3 protein-coding genes are annotated in these 2766 nt (G+C 41.0%); all 3 read right to left on the bottom strand.

Features of this window, described 5'->3' with window-relative positions; all coding sequences use genetic code 11:
* Positions 1 to 164 precede the first annotated feature (164 nt).
* A complete protein-coding gene (locus RM549_RS19195; RefSeq protein WP_265164196.1) occupies positions 165 to 704 on the bottom strand; it encodes a DUF3347 domain-containing protein in 540 nt (179 codons plus the stop codon).
* A 50-nt stretch (positions 705 to 754) separates the two neighbouring features.
* A complete protein-coding gene (locus RM549_RS19190) occupies positions 755 to 2578 on the bottom strand; it encodes an efflux RND transporter periplasmic adaptor subunit (protein WP_311687708.1) in 1824 nt (607 codons plus the stop codon).
* A partial coding sequence (locus RM549_RS19185) for a TolC family protein (protein ID WP_311687706.1) occupies positions 2571 to 2766 on the bottom strand: 196 nt, incomplete at its 5' end. The genes RM549_RS19190 and RM549_RS19185, both read right to left, overlap by 8 nt.

Here is a 2766-nt window from a genome sequence, read left to right as displayed (position 1 = left end):
TTCTTTCTCTCCCGTATTACAACCGGAAAGAAACCCTATACCTATTACCGCAATTGCGAAAAATTTTATTTTAGCTTTCATATTTGTTGTGCCTGCTTTATGGACCGGATAAGTCATGAGGGGGGAGTAGGGCACAACCACCAGTCCACTTACGCAGGTCTTTTTTATTTTATTGTTTCTTGTATACTACCACACTTCAGCATTTTTCCTCCAAAAAATGGATTTTGAATTGCCTCTTCGTGGCTTAGCCAAAAACCTCCTGAGTTATTATTAGCCATTGGACAGCGCGCAAAATACAATTGGTTTTCCGCAACTTTGCCCTTAAGAAAATCAGCAAATTCACTGGAAAAATCCGAAAATGCAGCCTTTTGCGATTCCAGATTACGATTAGCAGCCAACTTTGTTGCGACTTTCTGTAATCCATCGGTCCCTTCTAACTTTGCAATAGAGTTGAGAAGTTGCTCTGCTTCCTTCTTTGCCAGTTCTTGATCAGACTTGAGTATTGCGGCTTTAAGGGTTAAATAGTCTTCATAAGCTGTAGTTATTTTTTCGTTATTAAATTTTGGGATTTTACTGTCCATCATTTTCATCTCACCCGACTCCATATTTTCGTGATCGTGGTGCATCATTTTCTTCTCCTGGCTATAACCCAGACTAACGGCTAATAGCAGTACTACTGCAGTTTTTACTTTTAAAGTTTTCATAGTTTTTAATTTTAGATATTCATATTTGATTTTCATTTATTACTTAATTCTTAGTTTATTACGGATTTCACTTCACCGCAGGTAAGCATAGCTTCTCCAAAAAACGGGTTCCTAATTTCTTCGCTGTTACTTAGCCAGTAGGCACCTTTGTTGTTATTGGCCATAGGGCAAAAGTTCACATACAACTTCTGGTTAGCTCCAAAAGCCTCGACAATCTTTATTAGTGGCTGTGAAAGGAAAATAAAGTTTTCACGTTTCCCTTCTATTGTAGTAGCCTCCTTACACAACCTCGTGTGTTTGAATAAGAAAGCCTTTTTTTCTTCCCAGAAATTCTTGGCATGACCAGAAAGGGAATTGCCATCAAGTTTATCAAGAGCAGCCAATAGCTCAGTACTCGATTCCTGTGTCTCATCTATATTAGCCCTTACCAGCCCTTCTTTAAGTTCCAGATAGGCTTCGATTACTTCATTAAGTTGGTTTTTGAAAGCTTTGGGGACATCTTTGCTCATGTCCATCACATCTTCCTGAACAAATTTTGAAGTTTTTGTTTGCTCCGGCATGTCGTTACCCTCTTCCATTTCCATTCCACCATGATTGTGTCCTGTCATGGCAGGACCACCTTCCGGGCTCATCATGCTCCGTTTCCCTTGCAGTTGCGCGGCAGCATCTACCTTAAATACGCCATTGGCCACAACTTCATCACCTGCTTCCAAGCCTTTAGTGACCACATACAAGTCCCCTGCCTCGGGTCCTAGAACTACTTCCCTAAACTCGAAGGTGGGCTCTTCAAACTCGGGCCTCCTTAAGTAGACAATGGCTCTTTTACCGGTCCACAGGATGGAAGATTTTGGTATAACGAGAGCGTTTTCTAAATTATCCAACTCACTGTTAATTACTCCCTGAGCAAACATATCCGGTTTGAGTTTTCCTTTAGGATTATCTACTTCAGTTCGCACCAAAGCTACCCTCGTTTGGGGGTTAATAACAGGATCAATAAAAGTAACAGTACTGGAAAAGGATTGTCCAGGCATCGAGGGTACAGAAAAAGTAACTTTATCTCCTTCTTTGATCCATGCAAGATCGCTTTCATAGGCATCATAAAGGACCCATACTTTATTTAAATTAGCGATATCAAAAAGCGGCTGACCTTCGCCCACATAATCTCCTTCACTTACATTTCTACTGGTAACGGTTCCAGACTGTGTAGAATAAATATCAAAATTATATTGCACCTTTCCATTCTCCTTAATATTCTGGATTTGCGTATCTGTTAAATCCCACTGTTTTAATTTCCTTACCGCAGCTTCTAAAAAAGAAGGATTAGTCTCTTTAAACCGTACAGCCTCCAGGAGTTCCTTTTGTGCCTGTACTAACTCCGGGGAATAGATAGAGGCTAACCTTTCTCCTCTTCTTACTTCTTGTCCCGTGAAGTTCACAAATAACTTCTCAATACGTCCCGGAAAACGTGCAGTCACAGCCGAAACATTGCGCTCATCTGCGGTCACCCTCCCCGTAAGATATATCTCTTTAGTAGGTGACCCTGCCTTTACAGTCACGGTTTGAATATCGGCAATTCTGGCTGCGGCTTCACTCATTTGTATCTCAGAGTCATTGACAGCTGCAGACGCTTTCACGGGTATTAATTCCATACCGCATATAGGACAATTTCCCGGTTCCTCCTGTCTAATCTGTGGATGCATTGAACAAGTCCAGATTTCTGATTCTCCTTCCTCATGAGCATGTGCTTCCTCCAGCTGATTTTCGGTGGTGGCTGAACTTTCTGATGTTCCACCAAAAAAAAGCCACCCCAAGAGTAGGCCTGCTGCTAAAAAGCCCAGCCCAACGTATATCATTTTTTTATTTATTTTATTCATAACCTTCTCCTATTAAGTAGTTTATTCTATACACATTGTTATTTCGTTCTGTTTTGGCCCTTGCCAGTTCCAAACCGTAGTTTAAAAGTTGGCGTTCCATTCGAATTATTTCCAAAACATTGTTTCTACCTGTAGATAGTTCTGTCTGGTAAAGCTCCAGTGATTGTTTGGCAATTGTTGTCAACCGA

The sequence above is a fragment of the Autumnicola patrickiae genome (genome assembly GCF_031846525.1).
In the GTDB taxonomy this organism is placed as follows: domain Bacteria; phylum Bacteroidota; class Bacteroidia; order Flavobacteriales; family Flavobacteriaceae; genus Autumnicola; species Autumnicola patrickiae.
Note: the sequence above shows the minus strand (reverse complement) of the source record. Positions and strands in the feature narration are given on the sequence as shown.

Coding starts and splice junctions, on each gene's coding strand:
- RM549_RS19195 (WP_265164196.1), bottom strand. CDS start 704: ATGAAAACTTTAAAAGTAAAAACTGCAGTAGTACTGCTATTAGCCGTT.
- RM549_RS19190 (WP_311687708.1), bottom strand. CDS start 2,578: ATGAATAAAATAAATAAAAAAATGATATACGTTGGGCTGGGCTTTTTA.